This window comes from Actinoplanes sp. CA-015351 (genome assembly GCF_050955685.1).
Lineage (GTDB): Bacteria > Actinomycetota > Actinomycetes > Mycobacteriales > Micromonosporaceae > Actinoplanes.
The window spans coordinates 3355341-3373165 of record NZ_CP192102.1; the positions used below are offsets into that span (position 1 = coordinate 3355341).

The following is a 17825-nucleotide window of genomic DNA, read 5'->3' on the forward strand; positions in this document are numbered from 1 at the left end:
TGGCGCACGGTGCCGTCGAGGGGGTACGGCGGCGGCGCGTCCAGGTCCTGCTGGAGCATCGGCCACAGGTCGCCGACGAGTTCCGGCACGTCGATGTGGGTACGCAGGTCGATGCCTTTGGTGCGAGGTGCCGTTTGGACGGGGCTGGTGACACCGAAGAACAGGTAGCCCATCTGGCGGTCCAGCTCGCTCTGGCTCTCGGCGGCGTGGACCACGTTGGCGAACATCCCGAGGGCGTGCCGGGACCGCAGGCGGCGCTTGATCCGGCGTACCGTCTCGAAGGCGTCGTCACCGCTGACCAGGACCGCCTCGGAGTCGTCGGTGGTGAGGTATCGGTCGAGGAAGGCGCGGGCCAGGACGTGGCCGTCGTCGGTGTACTCCGGCCAGAGGTACCGCACGTCGGCGGGCGTGAGGCGGATCCGTCGCCGCTGGTCGACGCGCAGACCGGCCTCGCTGATCGAACTCAGCGCTTCGGCGGTCAGGCCCAGGCGCAGGCAGTCGGGCTTGAGCAGGAGGAAGGCCGTTATCGCGAGCTCCTAGGTCAACAGTTCCGAGATCCCATGGTAGAGACCTCGGGTGCCGATCCGGTGCCGGCTCGGGTCACGTGAAGTTGTGGCCGACCGTGCGTAACGCCTCGTCCCAGGCCTTGTCGTCCTCGGCGGTGACCATCTTGATCTCCAGGACGAGGATCCAGCGGTGATGGTCCGGCCAGCCGTACGCGTACCGCCAGTGCACGCCGCCGGCGCAGGTCCACTCGCCCTGAGTTCCGGTCAGGCCGAGCCGGTCGAGGCGGAACTCGCTGCGGCCGGTGGCGGTGCAGCCCTTCGGGCCGAAGTACTGCGCCATGTAGCCGGGCGTGAACTTACCCTCTGCGACGACCTTGCTGGAGATACCGGCGAAGAGGCCGGGTACGGCGGCGGCGGTGAACCAGTCGGAGACGTTGGGGGAGGCGTTCATGCCGGGGCCGACGTTGACGTCGTTGTAGAACGGGCTCTGACCGGGGTGCCAGCCGTTGCCCCAGTGCTGGCTCCAGGTGGCGGGCACGTTGACCGAGAGCCTGCCGGTGTCGTCGGTGACCGGCACGTAGGAGACGGCCTTCGTCTCCGCGGGCTCTCCAGAAATGATCAGACCGGCGCCGAGCGACGAGATCAGGACCGCCGCCGCCACGCCCAGCATTGCCGCCCGCCTGCGCCGCCTGGCCGGGCGGACACCGGCTCCGTCGGCGGCCACCGCCTGGTCGAGGCTGGCCAGCCACTCGCCCGCGGAGGACTGCCGCGATCCCGGCTGTGGATCCAGCCCGGACATGATTGTCGCGCGGACCGCCGGCCCGACCGGCAGCGTCGCCAGCGAACCGGTGCCCGGCGGACGGCCGGTCAGGATGCGGGCGAGCAGGGCGCTGCACGCGTACACGTCGGCGCGTTCGTCGACGGAGGCCGCCGCGTCCGACTGCTCCGGCACCATGTACCCGGGTGTGCCGGCCGGCAGGCTGACCCCGCTGGCCCGGATCGTCAGATCCTTGGCCAGGCCGAAATCGCCGAGTACCAGGCGTTCGTCGGCCGCGACGAGAGGATCGGCGCTGCTCAGTGCCGACTCCGGCTCGGAGAAGATCAGCAGGTTGCCCGGCTTCACGTCGCGGTGCACCACCCCGGCTTCGTGCACCCGGCGCAGTGCCAGCGCCACATCCCGGGCGACGGCGTACGCGGCCGAGGCCGGAATCTCCTCGCCGGCCAGCGACGCGAGCCGGTCCTCCAGGGTGCCCCGGTCGGCGTACGGCATCACGAAGTACGGCCGGCCGTCCGGCAGCTCGCCGATGTCGTGCACGGCGACCAGCCGCGCCCCGCCGAGCCGGCGCAGCAGCCGGGCCTCGTTGAGGAAGCGTTCCCGCACGTCCTCGTCGTCCGACCAGCGCCGGGCCAGCACCTTGATCGCGACAGGTGACTCCAGGTCCTCGTCGATCGCGAGGAACACCTCGGCGAAGGCACCCTCGCCGAGCCGCCGGCCCACCCGGTATCGGCCGATGAATTCGATCTCCACCATGAATCGGCCCTCTCATGCTCGGGTAGGCGCCTTGTATACCATTCCGGAATGTCGTCTCCCCCCGACCGATCACCCGATCGGAGCGACCTTCAGGAATTGGCGCTGCGGGCGGCAGCCGGTTCACGCCACGATCTGCAGGAGTTGCTTTCCGAAATCCATTCGCGTCGGCTCGCGTACCCGGGCGCCCGCCGCGTCCTGGCCGACCCGGCCGACGTCGACGACGCCGCGCAGGAGACCCTGATCGCGGTGGCGCGCGGGATCGGCACGTTCCAGGACCGGGCACGTTTCACCACGTGGTTGCACCGGATCGCGTACAACGCGGCCCTGGAGGTGCTGCGCCGCAAGGGCCGTGCCGGCACACCGAGCGAGGAGATCCCGGAACCCGCCGGGACGCTGCGCCGGATGAGCTCGGTGGCGGCCACCCGGATGGACGTGGAGAACGCGCTGCGCCGATTACCGGCCGAATATCAGGAGGCGTTGCGCCTGCGGGAGTGGGATCAACAATCGTACGAGGAGATCGCCGAACGGCTGAACCTCCCGATCGGCACGGTCCGCTCCCGCATTTCCCGGGCCCGCCGCCTCATCGCCATTTATCTGAACATCATTCCGAACCGATAAGATCGAACTGGCAAGTGCAGGTTGGGATGCGCACGGGCTGCCTGGTCGAGACCCTCTCGGCACACTAGGTCCCGATTGGGTTAGGCTCGCCTAACTCGAAGGAACAGGGTGAAGATGGCGCAGCCGGAATCGCTGGCGGAATTGCTCAACGGGCGGCGGGCGGCCGTCGACGCGTCGCTGCCGCCGATCGGGTTCGTGGCCGGCTACCTGATCAGCGACGGGTCGATCTGGGCCGGGACCGGTGCCGCCGTGGTCTTCGCCCTCGCGCTGTCGGTGTGGCGGGTGCGGCGCGGTGACAAGCCCCGCGCTGTCGTGATCGGCTTGCTCGGCGTCTGTGTGGCGGCGCTGATCGCGCTCTACACCGGCCGGGCCGAGGACTTCTTCCTGATCCAGCTGTTCAGCAACACGGCGAGCGCGCTCGTCTGGATCGTCAGCATTCTGGTCCGGTGGCCGCTGCTCGGACTCGTCGTCGGCGGCGTGCTCAAACAGCGGACACGTTGGCGGCGCGATCCGGCCCTCGTCAAGGCGTACCAAAGGGGCAGTTGGGTCTGGGTTTTGCAGTATGTGATCCGGGTTGCGGTGTTTCTGCCGCTCTATCAGGCCGGGCGGGCCGCTGAGCTGGGCATCGCGCGGGTGGCGCTGAGCTGGCCGCTGGTCGCCGCGTGCCTCGCGGTGAGCTGGTGGGTGATCAAGCGCAACCTGCCGGAGGGACACCCCGGCTTGCGTCATCCGCAGGATCAGGAGACCGTGAAGGCCTGATGGCAAACGACAACTCCGCCAAGCTGGCCGTTCTGATCGACGCCGACAACGCGCAGGCGGCGATCGTCGACGGCCTGCTCGCGGAGGTCGCGAAGTACGGCACGGCGCACGTGAAACGCGCTTACGGCGACTGGACGGGCACGAGTTTGCGCAGCTGGAAAGAGCAGCTGCTGGCCCAGTCGATCCAGCCCATCCAGCAGTTCTCCTACACGGTCGGCAAGAACGCCACCGACTCCGCGATGATCATCGACGCGATGGACCTGCTCTACAGCGGCCGGTTCGACGGTTTCTGCATCGTCTCCAGCGACAGCGACTTCACCCGCCTGGCGTCGCGGATCCGTGAGTCGGGGCTGACGGTGTACGGGTTCGGCGAGCGCAAGACCCCGAAGCCGTTCGTCGCGGCCTGCGACAAGTTCATCTACACCGAGAACCTGGTGGAGCCCGCCGAGGTGGCGCCGGTGATCGGCGAGCCGGCAGCGGCGCCCGCGCCCAGCACCTCCCAGCTACGCGGCGACACCAGCCTGATGAACCTGATTCGCGCCGCCGTCGAAGCGGCCTCCGGTGACGACGGCTGGGCGCCGCTCGCAGCGGTCGGTCAGATCGTCACGAAACAGCGCTCCGACTTCGACCCGCGCAGTTATGGGTACGCGAAACTGGGCGGCCTGATCGGTGCGATCGGCCTCTTCGAGGTGGAGCGGCGTGAGCACCCGGACGGCAAGGCCGCGGTGATCTGGGTCAAAGACCGGCGGCGGCGCTATAAGACGCCGGTCGACTGAGCTTTTCCTGATAGAGCCTGGCGTCGGCGACCGTGTACAGGCTGTCGAATCCGTCTCCGTCGCGGCCCGCGATCGCCACGCCAATGCCGGCGCCGGTGCGTTCGGCCAAGGCGGCACGCAACTCGGTTGCCACGGTGTTGGCGTTGCCGTTGACCAGGAGAACGAACTCGTCGCCGCCCAGTCTGCCCACGAGGTCGTCCGGGCGTACCGAGGCCCGCAGAGTCTGGGCCACCCAGCGTAGGAGATCGTCACCGGCCGCATGGCCGTGCGCGTCGTTGAGCTGCTTGAACTTGTCCAGGTCCACGACGAGCAGGCCGGTGCCGGGCAGCGCGGTGAACCTCTCGGCAAATCCACGCCGGTTCAGCACCCCGGTGAGCACGTCGACGCGGGCCAGGCGGGTCAGCATCCGCCGCTGGCGCGCGGCGGCGCGACCCTGAACCGCGCAGGCGAACGAGGTGGCGGCGGTGCCGATCAGGTTCAGCGCGACATACCAGGGGTTCGGGTCGCCGACCGTCACGGCGACAAGCGTGTACAGCCCGGCTGCGACGGCGGAGACCGGCACCGCGACGCTGGTGCGCATGCCGAGCACGAGCAGCGGGATGGAGAGCAGCATGCCGACGCCGAGCGGGCCGTCCACGCCTCCGTCGAGCGCGGCGATCGCGGCGCAGCTCAGGAACGAGCTGGTCGCGAACGCGAGCATCAGCGGACGCGCGGCCCTGGCCCGGCTCAGCCAATCGGCGCCGGTCACCACCGCGAGGCCACCCGCGAAACCCCAGACGCAGATCGCGGCCATCCCCGCGCGATGATCGTGGTGCTCGGTGAAGAACCCGACGTAGATCAGCGCGATCAGGGTCTGCGCCATCGCCATCCAGCCGGGGCCCGCGATCGAATGGCGGCGGCGCTCACCCTTCGCGACTGTCGCCGCCGGGCCGTTTCCCTTTACCTGGGTACGCGCATGGCCTATTTGTTCTGCGGTGGCTACTTGTCGGACATGTGACGACTTATCCCGGTAAAGTGCTCTGTCGGCCGCCGCTGACAGCGCCTCCGCGTCTCCGGCGTCCACCGGGAACGTCGCAAAACCCAGGCTCGACGGCGTGGCGCCGGCCAGCCGCTCCCGGACTCGAGTGACGATCTCGCCGGCTTCGTCGGCATCACTGCCGGGCAGCAGGATCGCGAACTCGTCGCCGCCCAGCCGGCCGACCGCGCCGGTGTCGCGTACCTCGGCCAGCAGCTCGTGACCCGCCCAGGTCAGCAGATCGTCGCCGGCCTGGTGCCCGTGGGCGTCGTTGACGCTCTTGAAGTGGTCGAGGTCGAGCAGGACCAGGGTGGTTGTCCGGCCGGTGGCCAGCTCGGTGGCGACACGCTCGTCGAAACCCCGCCGATTGAGGCAGCCGGTCAGCGGATCGGTGCGGGAGGCATGCGACAGACGGCGGCGCAGCGACGCCAGCACCGTCGAGTGGCGCAGGCACAGCACCGCTGCGGCGCCGTAGGCGAGAAGGTGCACCATCGCATACCCCGGCGGGGCCGGATCACCGCAGAAGACCAGGATTGCGTACGCGAGAACGCTGAGCACCGAGAACCCGAGGAACGCCCGGGGCGGCACGGTGATCGCCAGGAACACCGCCGAGGCGGGCACGAGTGTGCCCAGCGGCCCGGCCGCGCCGCCGTCGAGCAGCCCGAGGGCGGTGTCGCCGGCCAGGTTGACCAGGGCGCCGGTGAGCAACGGGACCCGCCACCAGAGCCGGGACTCGCTCAGCCGGTTCGCGGCCAGCCATCCGCCGGCCGCGAAGACCAGCATGACCAGCACCACGGCCAGCATCACGCCGCGGTTGGCGCCGTCCCAGGTGCCGGCGAGATAGGCCCCGCAGAGCAGCGCCGGGATGAAGCCATAGGCGGCGGCGACACGGATCGCGCGCCGGCGCCACTGGTTCATAGCGCTCCGATCGGCCGATCCCGGGCCGGGTTGAGGGTTCTCCACCCCGGTTGCGGGCGCCCTGTACCGTCTGCTCCGCGCCAGACGCATCGGAGATCATGTTTGGCCGGTGGCATGCCGGCTCAGGGGATGAGGGACCGTGAAAATATCCGTGCTTGCCCGTGCAGGGGCGGTGACCACGGCTGCTCTGCTGCTGCTCACCGGCTGCACGTCGGAGGACGAGACGGCCCCGACGCCCAGCCTTGAGGAACGCGGCACTGTATTGACCACGGTCAAAGCGGAACGGCAGGATCTGACCAACAAGATCAGCCTGGCCGGCAAGGTGAGCATCAACCCGGTCTTCGGTGTCGTCGCGCCGCTCTCCGGCGAGGTGCGGTACGTGCAGCGCCAGCCCTCCAAGACCCCGGCCAGCAAGGCGGTCTGGGTCGCCACGATCTGGAACAGCGGCCAGCCCCGCGAGGTGACCATCCCGAAGGGCTCGATCCTGGCCGGCCGGCTGATGGACGACCGCTCCGAGGTCTCCGAGGGCATGCCGATCGTGTCGGCCCGGCACGGCGGATACGGCATCGTGGCCGACATCGACAGCGCTCAGGCGTACCGGATCTCCGGCGCTGTCTCCAGCGTGACCGGCCAGATCAAGAACGGGCCCGGCCCGTTCAAGTGCAAGCCGAAGGGCACCATCGCGGCGCTGCCGGCCGGGGTCATCCCGGAGCCGGCGCCCACCACGGCCGCACCGCAGGCATCCGGAGCGCCGGCACCGGTCCCGACCGAGGAGCCCCCGGCCGAGTCCGGCGGCAGCAGTGGTTCCGAGGCGACCGGGCTCCAGCTGGTCTGCACCCCGCCCGACTCGGTCCAGCTGATCAACGGCGCCGAGGTGACCCTCGACGTGGTCACCGGCAAGGCCAAGGACGTGCTGGTGCTGCCGGTCGAGGCGGTCGCCGGCAGCCAGGGCAAGGGCAAGGTCGACATCGTCGACGAGAACCGCAACCGCAAGACCGTCGACGTCACGCTCGGCATGACCGACGGCAAGGTCATCGAGATCAAGAAGGGCCTGACCGGCGACGAGACCATCGCCATCCCGGGACCGAACCTGCCGACCGCCGAGGCGCAGCCGCAGCCGGGGCAGGGCGGATGAACCAGCCTCTGATCGAGCTGACCGGCATCACCAAGATCCTCAAGGGTCAGGAGGAGCCCCGGACCATCCTTGACGGGGTCGACCTGACCGTGCACGCCGGCGAGAGCGTGGCGATCGTCGGCCGTTCCGGCTCCGGCAAGAGCACGCTGCTCAGCATCCTCGGCCTGTTCGACCGGCCGGACTCGGGCAGCTACCTGCTCGACGGCGAGGACATCAGCCGGCTGCCCGAGCGCAAGGCCGCCAAGCTGCGCAGCTCGCACTACGGTTTCGTCTTCCAGCGGTTCTTCCTGCTCAAGCACCTGACCGCCGCACAGAACGTGGCGATGGCGCTGGTCAACGGCCAGGGCTGGCTGCCCCGGCGGCAGCGCCGCATCCGGGTCATGGAAGCGCTCGACCTGGTCGGCATCGCGCACCTGGCGAAGAACCGGCCGACCAAGATGTCCGGCGGCGAGCAGCAGCGGGTGGCCATCGCCCGGGCACTCGTACGCGACCCGCGGGTGCTGCTGGCCGACGAGCCGACCGGCGCCCTCGACACCGAGACCGGAGCCGCCGTGATCGACGCGCTCTCCGCGGCCACCTATCGCGGCTGCGGCCTGATCCTGGTCACCCACGACCGCGACCACGCCGCCCGGATGGGCCGCACGCTGAGCCTGTCCGACGGGGTGCTGGCATGAGCGAGCTTGCGAGTGAATCGGTTGGCTCAGTGATGACATCATGCCGACGCCGGAGCGCAGCGGAGGTGGCGGCATGATGCGGTTGTCCGGGCGGTTCCGGTCGTCTCTCATCATCGGCCTGCAGGGCATCCGGGCCCGCAAGCTGCGCACCCTGCTCTCCATGATCAGCCTGTTCCTGGGTGTGCTGGCCGTGGTCACCGTGCAGGCCGGCGCCAGCATCGCCGAGCGCGCCCTGATGTCCGACGTCGAGCTCCAGTCCGGGTACGACGGCACTGTCGTCATCGACGTGATGCCGCACGAGAAGTCCCCGTCGATCGTCACCGAGACGGTGGCCGGGCGTGCCGACGCGGTCAGCCTGATCGGTACCTCGGCGATCATCGGTGAGCCGGGCGTCAGCCCGATCAACCCGGGTGGCGCGCCGTTCGACCAGGGTGCCTGGGGTTCGACCGAGATCTGTGACAACGTCGGGAACTGCGTACCCGGCCCGCCGACCGGTGAGGCCATCGAGGTGGTGCTCACCGCGGTCGCCGGCGACCTGCTGACGTTTCGCCCGCTGCGCCCGGTCTCCGGCGACTGGCTGGCGTTCGACACGGTCCCGTCGCTGGCCCCGAAGATCGTGATCAACGAGGAGGCCGCGAAGGGCTTCCGCGATCACCAGGTGCCGGCCGAGATGCGGGTCCGTGGCGCCAAGGCGAACATGACCCCGCAGATCGTCGGTGTGGTGCACGACGGGGACTTCCAGCCTCGTGCGTACGTCCGGCAGGACGAACTGACCAACTGGATGCCGGCGAGCAGCCTGGTCGACCCGAACTTCGGCGGCCAGATCACCGTGATGACCGCTTCCGGCAGCCCGGTCGAGCAGGTGCTGCAGTCCCGGCTGCGCGGCGCCGGCGCCGAGTCGTACGTCAACGTCGTCCAGAACCGCAAGGAGATGGAGAAGCAGCTCATGCTGATGCGGCTGATCTTCCTCTCGATGGCCGGGCTGGTCCTGCTGATCGGCGTTGCCGGCATCCTCAACGTCGGCCTCGCCACGGTCGGCGAACGCGTCGAGGAGTTCGCGCTGCGCCGCGCGGTCGGCACCCCACGGACACTGCTGGCCGGCATCGTGCTCGCCGAGACGATGCTGACCGGCCTGCTCACCGCGGCCGCCGCGATCGGCGCCGGCATCGCCGGCCTCAAGGTCGTCTCGATGGTGCTGGGCGGCTCGGAACCGCTGCTGGCGAACGTCCAGTTCCCCTGGGACGCCGGCGTGGCCGGCATCATCGCCGGGATCGTCGCGGGTGTGCTGGGCGGATTCATCCCGGCCCTGCGCGCGGCGGGCATCCCGATCGCCACGGTGATGCGAGCCTAGCTTTATTGCACGCCGAGCACGCGATGGCCGACGGCGATGGATTCGCCGGTGATCGCCGCCGCGTGGATCGACGCGAGGTAGACGACGAGTCCGGCCACCTGCTGCGGTGTTGAATCGCCGCCGGTGGCCGGCTCGATCCCGTTCCGGGGCTTCGCCGTCACGATCGCCGGATTGACCACGTTGATCGTGACACCGGACGCGACGTAGGCGTCGGCCAAGGCCTTCGACGCGGTGATCACCGCGCTGTTGCGGACAGACCCCACGACGGTACGCGTGGTGAAAGCGTTCTGGCCGCTGATGTTGACGACGCGGCCGAAGCCGTTCGCCCGCATCCGCGGCAGGACGGCGTGCATGGCGCGCAGATAGCCGATGGTCTTCGCGTCCACCGCCGCCAGGATCTGTTCCGGGTTGTGGTCGAGCGCCGGGTCCAGGGTGTGCGCCGGAGGAGCCGCCGAGTTGACCAGGATGTCGATCTCGCTGATCGTGTCGACGGCCGCGTTGACCGAAGCCTGGTCCCGATTGTCCAGCGTGACCGTGCCCGGCTCGCCACCGAGCCCCTTCGCGACCGCCGCGAGCCGCTCCGCGTCACGACCGGCAAGCACGACCTTCACACCCTCGCTGAGCAGGGCAGACGCCACCGCCCGGCCGATCAGGCCGCTGCCACCGACGATGAGGGCGGTACGCCCCGCGATCCCGAGATCCATGACGGACATGAGATCACACCGACCTGGGTAAGTGAGGCTTCACGCTGTGCAGCGGTGACGTTTTCCCGGCGTCCGTCGCTGAACGGTATGGATCGACGACGCTCACTTTCGGGAGAAGCCGATGACTGTGCAGACCACGCAGGCCCCCGCACCTGTCCGCCGGATCGCGACCGGCCTGCTCGGGGTTTCCCTGGCGATGATCCTTTTCGTCGCCGGCCGCAACGCCTGGGCCTCGCTGGCCTCCGGCAACCACCTGCTCGCTCTGGCCGCCGCGGTGGCCGGCATCGCCCCGGTCCTGCTCGCGTTCCTGGTGACCCGCTCGGACCACTGACCCGTCGCGGTGGCGGTGATCGGTATGGTGCTGCGATGACCCGGACCGCATTGATCACTGGAGCCTCGTCAGGGATCGGGCTCGCGACCGCGGCGGCGCTGGCCGATCGTGGCTATCGGGTGATCGGCACCAGCCGTGATCCCGGCGCTCTGAAGCCCGAGCAGCGCGCCGCCGGGGTGGAGTACATCGCTCTCGACCTCACCTCGGACGACTCGATCGAAGGGCTCGCGGACGTCCTCGCCGGCGTCGACGTGCTCGTCAACAACGCGGGGGAGAGCCAGTCCGGCCCGCTTGAGGAGCTGCCCACCGAGGCGCTGCGGCGGCTCTTCCAGGTCAACGTGCTCGGCCCGGTGCGGCTGGCGCAGCTGACGCTGCCCGGGATGCGCGAACGAGGGTACGGCCGGGTCGTCATGGTCGGCTCGATGCTGGCGTCGTTCCCGCTGGCGTACCGGTCGTCCTATGTCGCCACGAAAGCCGCGATCAAGGGTTTCAGCAACGGCGCCCGGCATGAGTACTCGCCGTTCGGCGTCTGGCTGACCACTGTCGAACCCGGGTCGATCAACACCGGCATCAGCGAGCGCCGCACGAAGTACATCGCATCGGACTCCCCGCACCGCGCCGACTTCGACCGGATGCTGACGGCCCTGGACCGCAACGAGAGCACCGGCATCACGGCCGAGCCGGTGGCGCGGACCGTGGTGACCGCGATCGAGGCGGCCAAACCCCGCCAGCGGTACGCGGTCGGCAGCAACGCCCCGTTCGTCTTCGCGCTGAGGCGGCTGCTCCCGGCCTCCGTGGTCGAGAAGGTGACCCACCGAAAGCACAACCTGCCCCGCTGAGCCTCGCCGGCTGCTTCGATTGATCCAGCTAGGATCGCAGCCATGTCCATCGATCAACCTGACGTGGTGACCGAGAGTCCCACGGCCGCGGAGCCCGGGAAGCCGCGCCGGGAACGGGACATCGTGGGCTGGCTGCTCACGCCGATCGCCACGTTCGTGCTGGCGCCGCCGCTCACGATGATCCTCGGGTTCGTTCTGCTGACCGGTGACTCGGCACCGGCCATCTGCCACGACGTCGCCACGGCCAACGGCTGCGAGGAGCTCACGCTCGGCCTGATCGGCGAGCATGCGGTGATCTTCCTGGTGCTGTGGCTGGCGCTCTGGGCAATGCCGTGGTGGCGCTCGTTGCGCACGGCTCGGATCGTGATCGCCGTGATCGCGGCAGTGGCCCTGCTGGCCGTGCCGATCCGGATGGCCGCGGCCGACACCGGCGCCGACGACCAGCAATCCGGAACCACGTACCAGCCGAACTAGAGGATCGCGCGGAACTCCGGCCAGGTGCCCCAGAAGCGCTCGACCTCTTCGATGATCGGCTGGAGCCGGGTGACGATGTCACGGGGGACCGGGGTTCCGTCGTCCCAGCGCGGCGCCGATGGCAGGTAGTACAGCCCGCCGCGAACCCCCGGCTCGACACCGAGCGTGATCACGTGGCCGTCGAGCTCGAACTGGCGAGCGAACCGCCCGTGACTCCGCAAGATCGCGCCCGAGTGGTGTTGTGCCTCTTGGCGGTGCAGTTCCCGGACCGTCATGATGTCCTCCTCCGTCTGCGGTGTGACCCTCGCAACAGTGGATACGCCCCGGCCTCGTCAGTCGTTCACTACACACGGTAAACATTCCTAAGTAGAGATCATCGGGAGCGTGGCAAGCCGGCTGAAGCTTGGTGCTCTCGGGTTGCGCTCTTGACGTGAACCGGCACACTCTGTCCCGTGTGGAAGAAGATCTTGATCGGCGTGGCGATTGTCGGGCTTGCCGTTGTCGGCCTGGCGCGGCCCTGGCGGGACGCGCCCGGTGACGTGGTGCCCGGCGGTCTCGAACTGCCCTGGATGTGGCAGGCCACCGTCGACATGGATCCGCCCGGGCGTGCTTCCATGCTGGTCGGTGGCGACACCATCGGGTTCAACGGCACCGACATCTTCGACTCCGAAGGCAAGATCGCCGTGGTGGGGCGTGGCGGGGAGTACCGCACGCTGCTGAACGGCGGCTGGGACTCGATCGCCGCGGGCGAGGACGTGCTGCTCTCGCCGGACGGCCGGCGCGTTGTCCGTCCGCCGATCGACCAGGACGCTCTCGAAGTGATCCACCTGGAGAGCGGCGACAGCACGTTCTATCCCGCTCCCGATCTGGCGGTCGCGGCGGCGCCCTTGCAGGCGCCGGGCTGGTCCGGACCGGTCGCGTGGGCGCCGGACGGGCGCTCCGTGCTCGCCGAGGTCTACGCCGGCGACGACACCCATCTCGCGCTGCTCGATCTGGAGACCAGCGCCGTCACGCCGATCGGCGACCGGATCCTGGGCTGGACCCGGCGTAGTGCGTCGCGGGCGGCATTCGCGCCGGACGGGCGTCATATCGCGGTCAGCTCGGGCACGTCGGTGATGCTTGTCGACCGTACCGGGGAAGCGGCCTGGACCGCCGATCTGGGCGACCGGGCCTATCTGGGCGGGACGGGCGCGTTCAGTCCGGACGGAAAGCTGATCGCTGTCAGCCGGCTGGAGGGCTGCCTCGATCGTTGTGGCGAGGATGCCCTGGCCGCGCGCCGCTGGACGATCACGTACCTCGACGCTGCCACCGGTGCTGTGGTGGCCGGTCCGGCGTTTCCGGTGGTGACCGGGAGCGCCGTCCGGGTGCTCGGCTGGAGTCAGGGGCGGGATCTTGTCGTTCTGCGGTACTCGCCGGAGAAGGGTGCGTATCGGGAGGCCATCGACGACGGGTCGGTCCAGGGCTGGAGCGACACCGGCTGGTACGAGACCGGGCACGTCACGCTGCAGTCGTTGAGCCCGGGCGGGCCGGCCCGCACTCTGCTGGATCCGCCGGACGGGGTGCTGACCATGGATGTCGCCCAGGACCTGCTGCAGGCGGGGGCGTTCGACGGTGCGGTTCCGGCGGCGAACCCGTTCCCGGCCCGGCCGATCATCTTCTGGGGGTTGGCACCGATCGCCTGCCTGGGCGTGATCCTGGTTCCGCTGGTGTTCTGGGGTGTCGCGGTGTTCCGGCGTCGCCGGGCTGCTTGAGGTTCTTCACATCGCCGAGATCCGGGGCTCTTGACAGTTCACAGTGAACACTTGTTAATGGAAACACTGTTTCGGAGAGTGTTACGGCTGACCACTGGAGGTCCCGTGTCCCTGTCCCTGCGCCGCGTTCTCGTGGCGTTCGCTCTCACCGCTGCCACCCTCGTCGCCACCCCGCAGGCCGCCCAGGCCGCCGCGGTGGAGGTCGACGGTGAGATCTCCGTCCCCTGCTGGATCTACAACTACACACCGGACGCCGACTGGTACTTCCCCGCCACGACCAGCCCGAAGGCGCTCGTCTACCTTCAGCACGGCTTCTCCCGCGCCAACGACAACGTCGCTGACCTGGCCCGCAAGTACCAGGCCGCCGGCTTCCTGGTCTTCGCGCCGACCCTGCCGTCGGCCGACATCTACGGCTGCACGGTCAACAACCTCGGCAACAACACCGTGTTCCTCAACAGCGTCGCCGGCTGGATCGGCAACGCGACAAACGCGAACGGCGCGCTCGCGAAGAGTTACGCCACGGCGGCCAAGACCGCCGGTCGCGCCGGCAGCACGCTGCCGGCGAAATACGTCCTCGCTGGTCACTCCGCCGGCGGCGAAGCGGTCACCTACCTTGCCAACAGCTTGCGTACGAGCTACCCGAGCGCGTTCGCGAACCTGAAGTACGTGCAGCTGCTCGACCCGGTGAAGTCGATCTTCGGCAACAACCTGGCGACCGGCCTGGCCGGGATCGCGGGCACGTCCCTGCCGATCCGTACGATCTCGTCCCCGCCGTACCTGGCGAACAGCGACGCCAGCGGCACCGTGCAACTCACCACCGACCTGGACCGCCCCTTCCTCGGGGTCCGGCTCACCACGGGCTCACACTGCGACGCCGAGGGGTCGAGCACCAACGTCCTCTGCACCCTGACCGCCGGCACGTCCCAGGCAGCGAACGTAGCCGCCCTGCAGACGCTGGCGGTCAACTGGACGACTGACGCGGTCGCCGGCACGACAACCGCGACGTACTACCCGGGCGGCGCGTACTACCAGGGCCTGCTCACCGGCGGCGTCATCGAGACGCTGAGCGGCAGCTGACCGAGAGCTGACCAGAGCCGACCGAGGGCTGACCGAGGGCTGACCGAGAGCTGACCAGAGCCGACCGAGAGCCCGGCCGGAGCGCGAGCTGCTCCGGCCGGGCACCAGCCCCCACCCAGCCCGCCCGGCCCGTGGCTGGCCGGGCATCGATTGCTGCTGCTGGTGGCTGGTTGGGCATTAAATGCTGCTGATGGCCGGCCGCCTTCCGCCTGTCGCCCGCGGCGCGCCTTCTGCGAGGTGCCGCCCGGAGATCTTGTGAGGTTCGGCCGGCCGATCGACCACGAGTGCACGAGTTTGCGGGACGGCCACCTGTGGCATGCCGATTTCGGATGGTTGGCGAGCATTGTGGTGACGCTCTGCCACCGCAGCGGGTGAACAGCTCCGGATCTTGGAGACCTGTGGGTGTTCTATGCCCCACAGGTCTCCAAGGTTCGGCCAGCAACGACGGCGCGGCGTTCGCCCTGCGTGACGAACCGGTGGGACGCGTGCCGCAGGCAGGCCAAAACGGGCGAGGATCGGTGCCGTCGTGCCGTCGTGCCGTCGTGCCGTCGTGCGCGGGGTGAAGGCGGCGCCTCGCAGATCTTGTGGACTTCGGCGAACCGTTTGCGCGCAACTCCACAAGATCGGCCAGACCTGTTCGATCTTGCTGAGTTGTGCGGACACGTCTGCGGGGAAGTCCACAAGATCCAGACCGAGCGGAGCGGGGCAGAGTGCGGCGCGGTGCGGGGGTGGGACGCGGTGCGGGGGTGGGTGGTCAGGCGGTTTGGCGGGGGATCAGGGTGGGTTCGTAGATTACCGATGTCACCCGGGTTGCCGGGTTGTCGAGGCGGGTCAGGAGTAGGCGGGCGGCCTCGGCTGACATGTCCTCCAGGGGGTGGCGGACTGTTGTCAGGGCTGGGCGGGCTGCCAGGGCAGCGCTGGAGTCGTCGAAGCCGATCACCGCTACGTCCTCGGGGACTCGGCGGCCGGCGTCGCGCAGGACCAGGAGGGCGCCCAGCGCCATCAGGTCGTTTGCCACGAAGACGCCGTCGATCCCGGGGTGGGCCGACAGCAGCGAGCGCATCGCCTCGGAACCGCTCTCCTGGGTGAAGTTGCCGCTGGCTGAGGGTAACCAGGCGTGGCCGTGGCGGGCCATCGTGTGGCGGAAACCGGAGATGCGGTCGACGCTGGCGGGGACGTCGGGTGGGCCGGAGATGACGGCCGGGCAGGCGCAGCCGCGGGCGGCCAGGCGGTCGGCGGCCAGGGCGGCGCCGGCTGAGTTGTCCAGGTCGACGTAACTGATCGGGACCGGCTCGGGTGGGCGTCCGATCAGGACGGCCGGGATGCCGTTGTCGGCCAGCATGCCCGGCAGCGGGTCGTGCGCGGGCAGGGACAGCACCACGGCGCCGTCGGCCTGGCCGTTGCGCAGGTCGCCGACCAGGCGTTTGTGGCCGTCGGTGCCGACCATCTGCAACGCCAGCTGGACGCCGGCCGGGCGGAGCACGCTCATCAGGCCGCCGACGACGCGGCCGAAGTACGGGTCGGAGAAGAACCGGCTCATGAACGGGTCGTCGTCGTGTGTCTCGGAGTCGGAGACGACCAGGGCCACCGTGCCGGTACGCCGGGTGACAAGCGATCGGGCCAGCTTGTTAGGCACGTAACCGGTCTGGTCGACGGCGCTCCACACCAGCTCGTGCAGTTGCGGGTCGACATTGCGGATGCCGTTGATCACACGGGACACGGTCGCGCGGGAGACTCCCGCCACGCGTGCCACGTCTTCGAGCGTGGGCAGCCGCTGGCTCTGCATGCCCGAATGTATAGCACGGGGAGAGCGCTTTCCGCCGACCCCTCGGATCACCGGCGAGTGCCAGTTCCGGAACCCCAAATCATTGACGTACGTGATAACGAGGCCGACGATGGGAAAGCGCTCTCCAAGTCTCCGATCGTCCTCAACCCCCAGGAGACACCGTGCGAAAACGGTTCTTGGCGCCCCTCAGCGTCACCCTCCTCGCCGCCGCCCTGCTGGTCGCCGGCAACCAGTCCGCCCAGGCCGCGGACACCCTCCTCTCCCAGGGCCGCCCCGCCCTGGCCTCGTCGCTGGAGAACGGCGAATCCCCGGCCATCGCGGCCTTCGACGGCCGCGCCGACACCCGCTGGGGCAGCCAGTGGGCCGATCCCCAATGGCTCCGCGTCGACCTTGGCTCCACCGCCACGGTCAGCCGGGTCGTGCTCGACTGGGAGGCCGCGTACGCGAAGGCCTTCCAGATCCAGACGTCGCCGGACGGCAGCGCCTGGACCACGATCTACAGCACCACCACCAGCGCCGGCGGCAAGCAGAACCTGTCGGTCACCGGTTCCGGGCGATACGTCCGGATGTACGGCACCCAGCGTGGGACGGGCTACGGATACTCGCTGTTGGAGTTCCAGGTCTTCGGAACGTCGTCGGCGACACCGCCGCCGACCGACGGGCCCGGGTACGTCTACGCGAACCCGCCGGTGACCGGAGTCGTGCCGTCCACGGCTGTCCCGCCCGCGCAGAACCCGCCGGTGACGCACCGTGAGTTCCAGGCGAACTGCTCGGTGAGCAGGACGAACCTGAACGACGACCCGATCGTGTTCCCCGGTTTGCCGGGGGCGTCGCACTCGCACACGTTCATGGGCAACCGCACCGCGAACGCGAACTCGACGCTGGCGTCGTTGCAGGCCGGTGGCACGTCGTGCATCACCCCCGGTGACAAGACCGGGTACTGGATGCCGACGCTGCTCAACGGCGACCAGGTCGTGCAGCCGGACGGGCCACAGGTCATCTATTACAAGAGCGGCGTGATCGACTATCGCAGCGTGCGGCCATTCCCGCCGGGCCTGCGGTACGTGGTCGGCAGCCCGTCGGCCACGCAGGACGAGTTCCGGTACGCGCCGGGTGCTGTCGAGGGGTTCGAGTGCGGTAACAGCTCGTTCAACTGGGACATCCCGGCGAACTGTCCGGCCGGCTCCCAACTGAACGCCCGCTATCAGGCGCCGAGCTGTTGGAACGGCATCCACCTGGACAGCCCGGACCACAAGAGTCACATGTCGTACCCGGTCAACGGCGTCTGCCCGGTGTCACATCCGGTGGCCGTGCCGATGATCGAGTTCAAGATGGCGTGGCCGGTCAGCGGGAACATGTCCGCTGTGCGGTTCTCCAGTGGGCGCGGGTACTCGTTCCACTACGACGTCTACAACGTGTGGGATCCGCGGATCCTGGCGGCGCTGGTCACGCACTGCATCAACGGTGGTCTGCAGTGCAACCCGCGTGGCTTCGACCTGTACAAGCCGGAGCGTGGCGCGGCGCTGAACGAGAACTACGAACTGCCCTGACAATGCACGGCAAGCCCGGGGCGACGTGCC

Annotated in this window: 17 protein-coding genes; 12 read left to right on the forward strand and 5 right to left on the reverse strand. The window is 69.3% G+C overall.

The genetic code is table 11. From position 1 onward, the window contains the following. Positions 1-600 precede the first annotated feature (600 nt). Positions 601-2037, reverse strand: coding sequence for a serine/threonine-protein kinase (locus tag ACQP2E_RS15110; protein WP_433832045.1), 1437 nt, complete (start codon positions 2035-2037; stop codon positions 601-603). A gap of 48 nt (positions 2038-2085) precedes the next feature. On the opposite strand from ACQP2E_RS15110, the gene ACQP2E_RS15115 reads away from it, so the two are divergent. From ACQP2E_RS15115 to ACQP2E_RS15125, 3 genes are all read left to right on the forward strand, one after another. Then, positions 2086-2655, forward strand: coding sequence for an RNA polymerase sigma factor (locus tag ACQP2E_RS15115; RefSeq protein ID WP_433832047.1), 570 nt, complete (start codon positions 2086-2088; stop codon positions 2653-2655). Positions 2656-2769: 114 nt separating this feature from the next. Beyond that, a complete protein-coding gene (locus ACQP2E_RS15120; protein ID WP_433832049.1) occupies positions 2770-3414 on the forward strand; it encodes a DUF3159 domain-containing protein in 645 nt (214 codons plus the stop codon). After that, complete coding sequence (locus ACQP2E_RS15125) at positions 3414-4190, forward strand: NYN domain-containing protein (protein WP_433832051.1); 777 nt, start codon at positions 3414-3416, stop codon at positions 4188-4190. Before ACQP2E_RS15120 ends, ACQP2E_RS15125 begins: the two co-directional genes overlap by 1 nt. Here ACQP2E_RS15125 and ACQP2E_RS15130 read toward each other — a convergent pair. Continuing rightward, the gene (locus ACQP2E_RS15130; RefSeq protein ID WP_433832053.1) at positions 4150-6123 is read right to left on the reverse strand and encodes a diguanylate cyclase domain-containing protein; all 1974 of its coding nucleotides are present in this window, start codon (positions 6121-6123) and stop codon (positions 4150-4152) included. The two genes, ACQP2E_RS15125 and ACQP2E_RS15130, sit on opposite strands and share 41 nt — an antisense overlap. A 172-nt stretch (positions 6124-6295) precedes the next feature. Here ACQP2E_RS15130 and ACQP2E_RS15135 point away from each other — a divergent pair, with 172 nt between their 5' ends. From ACQP2E_RS15135 to ACQP2E_RS15145, 3 genes are read left to right on the forward strand one after another with little or no spacing between them, the layout of a single operon-like run. Next, positions 6296-7258, forward strand: coding sequence for an efflux RND transporter periplasmic adaptor subunit (locus ACQP2E_RS15135; protein WP_433832055.1), 963 nt, complete (start codon positions 6296-6298; stop codon positions 7256-7258). Beyond that, entirely contained in the window at positions 7255-7932 is a 678-nt protein-coding gene (locus ACQP2E_RS15140) for an ABC transporter ATP-binding protein (RefSeq protein WP_433832057.1), read from the forward strand. Before ACQP2E_RS15135 ends, ACQP2E_RS15140 begins: the two co-directional genes overlap by 4 nt. 40 nt (positions 7933-7972) lie before the next feature. Then, positions 7973-9283 (forward strand): ABC transporter permease, encoded by a 1311-nt coding sequence (locus tag ACQP2E_RS15145; RefSeq protein WP_433832059.1) that lies wholly within the window; start codon positions 7973-7975, stop codon positions 9281-9283. Positions 9284-9285: 2 nt separating this feature from the next. On the opposite strand, the gene ACQP2E_RS15150 is transcribed toward ACQP2E_RS15145, so the two are convergent. After that, a complete protein-coding gene (locus ACQP2E_RS15150) occupies positions 9286-9987 on the reverse strand; it encodes an SDR family NAD(P)-dependent oxidoreductase (RefSeq protein WP_433832061.1) in 702 nt (233 codons plus the stop codon). A gap of 121 nt (positions 9988-10108) precedes the next feature. Between ACQP2E_RS15150 and ACQP2E_RS15155 the strand changes: the two genes are divergently transcribed. From ACQP2E_RS15155 to ACQP2E_RS15165, 3 genes are read left to right on the forward strand one after another with little or no spacing between them, the layout of a single operon-like run. Then, on the forward strand, positions 10109-10318 hold the full coding sequence (locus ACQP2E_RS15155; RefSeq protein WP_433832063.1) for a hypothetical protein: 210 nt from the start codon (positions 10109-10111) through the stop codon (positions 10316-10318). Positions 10319-10353: 35 nt separating this feature from the next. Next, positions 10354-11157 carry an SDR family oxidoreductase gene (locus ACQP2E_RS15160; protein WP_433832065.1) on the forward strand — a complete coding sequence of 268 codons (804 nt, stop codon included), beginning with the start codon at positions 10354-10356 and terminating at the stop codon, positions 11155-11157. A gap of 42 nt (positions 11158-11199) precedes the next feature. After that, positions 11200-11631, forward strand: coding sequence for a hypothetical protein (locus ACQP2E_RS15165; protein ID WP_433832067.1), 432 nt, complete (start codon positions 11200-11202; stop codon positions 11629-11631). On the opposite strand, the gene ACQP2E_RS15170 is transcribed toward ACQP2E_RS15165, so the two are convergent. Continuing rightward, positions 11628-11906, reverse strand: coding sequence for a hypothetical protein (locus ACQP2E_RS15170; protein ID WP_433832069.1), 279 nt, complete (start codon positions 11904-11906; stop codon positions 11628-11630). The two genes, ACQP2E_RS15165 and ACQP2E_RS15170, sit on opposite strands and share 4 nt — an antisense overlap. A gap of 177 nt (positions 11907-12083) precedes the next feature. On the opposite strand from ACQP2E_RS15170, the gene ACQP2E_RS15175 reads away from it, so the two are divergent. Together ACQP2E_RS15175 and ACQP2E_RS15180 are read left to right on the forward strand one after the other, a co-directional pair. Then, positions 12084-13382, forward strand: coding sequence for a TolB family protein (locus ACQP2E_RS15175; protein WP_433832071.1), 1299 nt, complete (start codon positions 12084-12086; stop codon positions 13380-13382). Between the two features lie 105 nt (positions 13383-13487). Further along, positions 13488-14459, forward strand: a complete 972-nt coding sequence (locus tag ACQP2E_RS15180; RefSeq protein ID WP_433832072.1) for an alpha/beta hydrolase — start codon at positions 13488-13490, stop codon at positions 14457-14459. A gap of 754 nt (positions 14460-15213) precedes the next feature. Here ACQP2E_RS15180 and ACQP2E_RS15185 read toward each other — a convergent pair. Continuing rightward, a complete protein-coding gene (locus tag ACQP2E_RS15185) occupies positions 15214-16245 on the reverse strand; it encodes a LacI family DNA-binding transcriptional regulator (protein ID WP_433832074.1) in 1032 nt (343 codons plus the stop codon). 161 nt (positions 16246-16406) lie between these two features. Between ACQP2E_RS15185 and ACQP2E_RS15190 the strand changes: the two genes are divergently transcribed. Continuing rightward, positions 16407-17795, forward strand: a complete 1389-nt coding sequence (locus tag ACQP2E_RS15190; RefSeq protein ID WP_433832076.1) for a DUF1996 domain-containing protein — start codon at positions 16407-16409, stop codon at positions 17793-17795. Positions 17796-17825: the final 30 nt, after the last annotated feature.

What these genes read in the sequence shown, in the direction of transcription:
- ACQP2E_RS15145 (WP_433832059.1), top strand. Translation starts at nt 7,973, where the DNA reads ATGCCGACGCCGGAGCGCAGCGGAGGTGGCGGCATGATGCGGTTGTCC.
- ACQP2E_RS15150 (WP_433832061.1), bottom strand. Translation starts at nt 9,987, where the DNA reads ATGGATCTCGGGATCGCGGGGCGTACCGCCCTCATCGTCGGTGGCAGC.
- ACQP2E_RS15120 (WP_433832049.1), top strand. Translation starts at nt 2,770, where the DNA reads ATGGCGCAGCCGGAATCGCTGGCGGAATTGCTCAACGGGCGGCGGGCG.
- ACQP2E_RS15155 (WP_433832063.1), top strand. Translation starts at nt 10,109, where the DNA reads ATGACTGTGCAGACCACGCAGGCCCCCGCACCTGTCCGCCGGATCGCG.
- ACQP2E_RS15115 (WP_433832047.1), top strand. Translation starts at nt 2,086, where the DNA reads ATGTCGTCTCCCCCCGACCGATCACCCGATCGGAGCGACCTTCAGGAA.
- ACQP2E_RS15110 (WP_433832045.1), bottom strand. Translation starts at nt 2,037, where the DNA reads ATGGTGGAGATCGAATTCATCGGCCGATACCGGGTGGGCCGGCGGCTC.
- ACQP2E_RS15165 (WP_433832067.1), top strand. Translation starts at nt 11,200, where the DNA reads ATGTCCATCGATCAACCTGACGTGGTGACCGAGAGTCCCACGGCCGCG.
- ACQP2E_RS15170 (WP_433832069.1), bottom strand. Translation starts at nt 11,906, where the DNA reads ATGACGGTCCGGGAACTGCACCGCCAAGAGGCACAACACCACTCGGGC.
- ACQP2E_RS15125 (WP_433832051.1), top strand. Translation starts at nt 3,414, where the DNA reads ATGGCAAACGACAACTCCGCCAAGCTGGCCGTTCTGATCGACGCCGAC.
- ACQP2E_RS15140 (WP_433832057.1), top strand. Translation starts at nt 7,255, where the DNA reads ATGAACCAGCCTCTGATCGAGCTGACCGGCATCACCAAGATCCTCAAG.
- ACQP2E_RS15160 (WP_433832065.1), top strand. Translation starts at nt 10,354, where the DNA reads ATGACCCGGACCGCATTGATCACTGGAGCCTCGTCAGGGATCGGGCTC.
- ACQP2E_RS15130 (WP_433832053.1), bottom strand. Translation starts at nt 6,123, where the DNA reads ATGAACCAGTGGCGCCGGCGCGCGATCCGTGTCGCCGCCGCCTATGGC.
- ACQP2E_RS15185 (WP_433832074.1), bottom strand. Translation starts at nt 16,245, where the DNA reads ATGCAGAGCCAGCGGCTGCCCACGCTCGAAGACGTGGCACGCGTGGCG.